Raw genomic sequence first — 4302 nt, forward strand, 5'->3', positions numbered from 1 at the left:
CGACAGGATGACCCCCATCTGGTGCCAGGTGTTCGGAAGCGCGTGGCAGAAGGTGTGAACCGCGCTAGCCGGGTTGGGCAGGTAGGAAGCGTTGGCGGCAAACAGCACACCCGACGTGCCGAGCGAAACAAAAGCGTGGCCGGCGCCAACCGTGCCCATGCCGCAGGCCGAGGCCGCGTTGTCGCCGGCGCCACCGGCGATCGGAATGCCGGCCTGGACGCCCCACTTCGATGCCAATTCGCTGCGCAATGCGCCTGCCTTCTGCGTACCCTCGACCAGCGACGGCATCTGCTTTTCATCGAGCGATGTCGCCGCGAGCAAATCCGCACTCCAGCGCCGCTTGCCGACATCGAGCCAGGACGTGCCGGCAGAATCCGACATTTCCGAAATGTGCTCGCCCGAAAGCCAGAGCCGCAGGAAATCCTTGGGCAGCAGCACTTTTGCGACCTTGGCGAAGACAGCGGGCTCGTTTTTCTTCACCCAGGCCAGTTTCGGCGCGGTGAAACCGGGAAAGACGATGTTGCCGGTCAGGGCGCGGAAACGCGGATCGGCATCGAGGACGGCGGCCTCGGCATGGCTGCGCGTGTCGTTCCACAGGATGCAGGGGCGCAGCACCTTGTCGGCGGCGTCAAGCAGCGTGGCGCCATGCATCTGGCCGGACAGGCCAATGCCCTTGACTGCCGCGAGTTCATGCGGATGGGAGGATTTGAGCTCGGCGATTGCGTCTTCGCAGGCCCGGATCCAGTGCTCGGGATTCTGTTCCGACCAGCCGGGGTGCGGCCGTGAAACATCAAGCGAACCATGGCCGGAACCGATGACGGTTTGCCCGGCATCGATCAGCAGCGCCTTGACGCCCGACGTCCCGAGATCGAGGCCCAGATACATGTCTTCCTCCCACGCCAGTTAATTTTTTCGGGTCTCGAAAAAATCTGGCTTGGCCAGTTTTTAAAACAAGATCCGCTTCGGGTCAATTCTCCGACAAATCGGCGGCGCGTCGCACAAACAGCGCTGACAGCGGACTGTCGGGCCGCGCCATCGAACGCTCCGCCGTGAGCGCCTTGGCCAGCGCACCCTCACCGGCGCGCAAGGCCGCCTCGATCAGCGTCAGGTCGATGACGTCGCGCTGGGCGTGGCTGCCACCGAAACGATGTGCGATCGCGCGGATCGGCCGGATCAGGCGCGCGGTCTCGGCGTAGCTGCCCTCACCGAATGCCTTGATGGCGAGCGTCAGCGGATGGCCGACATCCCGCGTGAAAGCCGCATTGTCGTCGCTGCCACGCATGGCCTCGCGCTGAGCCTCGAGCAAGGCGAGGGCCGGCGCATCTAACCCGGCACCCACGAAGGCCATCATCGCGTGGGCGTCGTTGAAGGCATAAAGACCCGCTCCCGCCTTGCCCCAGTTGGCGGCGAGTGCCGCCCAGCGGTCGCCGACATCGACGCCGCCGAGGTGGAGCCGCCACAGGATTGCCGAGGCATCGACCATGTTGAGCGCCATCGTCGATTGCACGCTGTAGATAGGGCCGTCATAGAGGGCCAGCACCGCGTCGGTCTCGCCGAGATCATAGTGGAACAGCGCCAGGTGCCACCAATTGTGGACCTGCAGGAAGCTCTCCCGTGTCCACGCTTCCGGATTGGCGCGCATCCAGGCAATGCCATCCCTTTGCCGGCTTTGCATCTCCATGACATGGGCGACGGCGTGCTGCGCCCAGCCGTCGCGCGGCTCGATGTCGACTGCCTCGCGGCCAAGCTGCTCGGCCCTGACATAGTCACCCATTTCCTCCAGCCCGAAAGCCTGCATGCCGAGCATGGCGTGGTAGCCGGGCATGCCGCTTTGCCACGAAGGCAGGGCACGAGCGATGCGGTCGCGCAGCATGCGGGCATTGCCGGTGAAGAAATCGATCTGGTGGCCGACCTGCAGCGCCAGCCCGTCGCGCGGGGTCTCGATGGTGATGTCCTCGAGAACGCGGCTGGCCTCATGCCAGCGCCCGCTGGCGAGATGGCCAAGGGCCGAGACATGCGCCCGCTCGCGCGTGGTCGCGGCAAGCGGCAGTGCGGCCTCGTGGCAAGCCTTGGCCACGGCCGTCGCCTCCCGCTCGGTGGCGAGGCCGAACAGATATCCCTTGAAGACATGGGCCATGACGAAGCCGGGATCTTCCGCGATGGCGCGGTCGACGGAAGCTACGGGATCGCCGATGAAGCACTGCAGTTCACGCACTGCCTGGCTGTAAGGCGTGAATCCCGCCTCCGTCGCGCCCGAAAGTGCCAGGCCGAATGCGTCCCTGATTGCCATGCGATGTCCTTTATCGACCCGTGACAGGCCCTTGATCCTTCGGCCCAAAGCGATCCTAAAGCATAGGCCACGGACACGCCAACCGTGCGCTACGCCAGACCTTTCAGTAGTCTTTGCAGTTTAGCAACCATGCGGGGCAGATTAGGCTTTGTAAAATTGAATGAATTGTGTCTTCATTGCGGCGGCTGGCGGGGGCTGGAAATCGCGAATCGAGAGGGGACGCGATGCGGCATGTGAAGAACTCGCTTCCGAACAGTCGTTCGGCGGATGCGCAGGTGACAATTGCTTCGCAACGGCGAAAGCCGCATCCGTTACATCCGTGGCTTATTAGCATCCTCTCAACTACAGCTTTTGCGTTGCTGCCCAACTCCGCCGCGTTTGCCGCATGCGTGCTGGCTCCATCCGCCGGAAACACCGTCTACACCTGTGACAGCGGCGACTCAGCCGGCAGCCTCACCGATCTCGACGGCGACAACACGCTGAATTTTCCCGCCGGCGGCACCGGGCAGATATCAGGCAATGTGACCTTTGGCGTCGGCACGGACCGGCATCGACATGCAGTCAGGCACCATAACCGGCACCGTCGATCAGGGTGGCGGCACGGATTTCTTCAAAATTGGCGCGGGCACCGTCACCGGCAATGTCCAGCAGGGCGCCGGCATCGACGACTTCAACATGAGCGGCGGCCAGATCGGCTCGCTCAACCAGGGCGACGGCCTCGACACCTTCACCATGACCGGCGGACGCATCGTCGATTTCTTCGACGATGGCGACCACGCCGTGATGACCGGTGGCCGCATCGGCCGGGTCAACATGAAGCTCGATCAGAACTATTTCAACATGTCAGGCGGCACCATCGACCGCAACCTCGTCACTGGCTTCGACAAGGACACGATCATCCTGTCGGGCGGCACCATCGGCGGCAACATCAGCGTCAGCGGCGGCAATGACAGCGTCACGGTCACCGGCGGCACGGTCGGTGGCGATATACTGATGAGCTTTGGCGCCGACAATTTCGTCTGGAACGGTGGCGGCATCATCTATGGTTCCGTCGATCTCGGCGGCGATAACGACACCGCCAGGCTCAGCAACCTCACCAACGCCAATCTCGGTGCCACGGATGCCATATCAGGTGGTGCCGGCACCGATGCGCTGACCCTGGACAACGTCAAACTGGATGGCGTCAGCCGGCTCCAGAACTGGGAAAGCATCGACGCCACCAATGACACCCAGCTGACGATGGACAGCAATCTGGTGCTCGGCGACAGCGGCACCGGCACGGGTTCGCTCAGTGTCGATGCCGCAAGCACGCTCTACGGCGGCGGCTTCAATGCGGCGATCCAGGCGTTTACGGCAGGCCAGCTGGCGCAGGTCACCAATGCCGGGCGCATCGACCTGACCAATGGCAGCACCGGCGCCACCGACAGCCTGACGATTTCGGGCACTTATGTCGGCCTGGGTGGCCTGCTGCTTATCCAGACCGAGCTCGGTGACGATTCCTCCGCATCCGACAAGTTGGTCCTGTCGAGCGGAACGGCTTCCGGTTCGACCGGCATCTCCGTGGTCAATCTCGGCGGCGCGGGGGCTGCGACCACGCAGGACGGCATCATGGTCATCCAGGCAATCAACGGCGCCACCTCGGGCGCCACGACATTCGCGCTCGACGCCCCGGTCGCCGCCGGGGCCTTTGAATATTATCTGTTCAAGGGCGGCGTCAGCGCCGGCAGCGAGGAGAACTGGTACCTGCGCTCGACGCTGAACACGCCGGCCCCGCCGGCCGCAGCCCCGCCGGCGCTGGAGCCTGCTCCGCCGCCGGCACCTGAGCCGCCGGCGGCCGAACCGCCGCCGCCGCCGCCCATCGACCCTGCGCCGCCGCCTCCGCCGGAATCCACCCCCGGCGATCCCGATCCGGTTGATCCGGCGCCGCCGGTCGTGCCGACCGATCCGCCGCCCGCGACACCACCGGCACCACCACCGGCACCAGTGGCGGACCCGCCCCCCCCACTCGCGCC

Annotated in this window: 2 protein-coding genes and 1 pseudogene; 1 reads left to right on the forward strand and 2 read right to left on the reverse strand. The window is 64.9% G+C overall.

From position 1 onward, the window contains the following. Together xylB and EOA22_RS25640 are read right to left on the reverse strand one after the other, a co-directional pair. Positions 1–885 (reverse strand): xylulokinase (xylB, locus tag EOA22_RS25635; RefSeq protein WP_127390302.1); only part of this gene is annotated, 885 nt, incomplete at its 3' end. A gap of 82 nt (positions 886–967) precedes the next feature. Further along, the gene (locus tag EOA22_RS25640; protein ID WP_063169803.1) at positions 968–2290 is read right to left on the reverse strand and encodes a tetratricopeptide repeat protein; all 1323 of its coding nucleotides are present in this window, start codon (positions 2288–2290) and stop codon (positions 968–970) included. A gap of 224 nt (positions 2291–2514) precedes the next feature. Between EOA22_RS25640 and EOA22_RS25645 the strand changes: the two are divergent. Next, a pseudogene (locus EOA22_RS25645) lies at positions 2515–4302 on the forward strand (autotransporter outer membrane beta-barrel domain-containing protein); the annotation flags it as partial.

Source organism: Mesorhizobium sp. M7A.F.Ca.US.014.04.1.1, assembly GCF_003998745.1.
Classification (GTDB): Bacteria; Pseudomonadota; Alphaproteobacteria; order Rhizobiales; family Rhizobiaceae; genus Mesorhizobium; species Mesorhizobium ciceri.

Bases quoted from the DNA above. Each gene is read 5' to 3' on its own strand.
- EOA22_RS25640 (WP_063169803.1), bottom strand. From the start codon at position 2,290: ATGGCAATCAGGGACGCATTCGGCCTGGCACTTTCGGGCGCGACGGAG.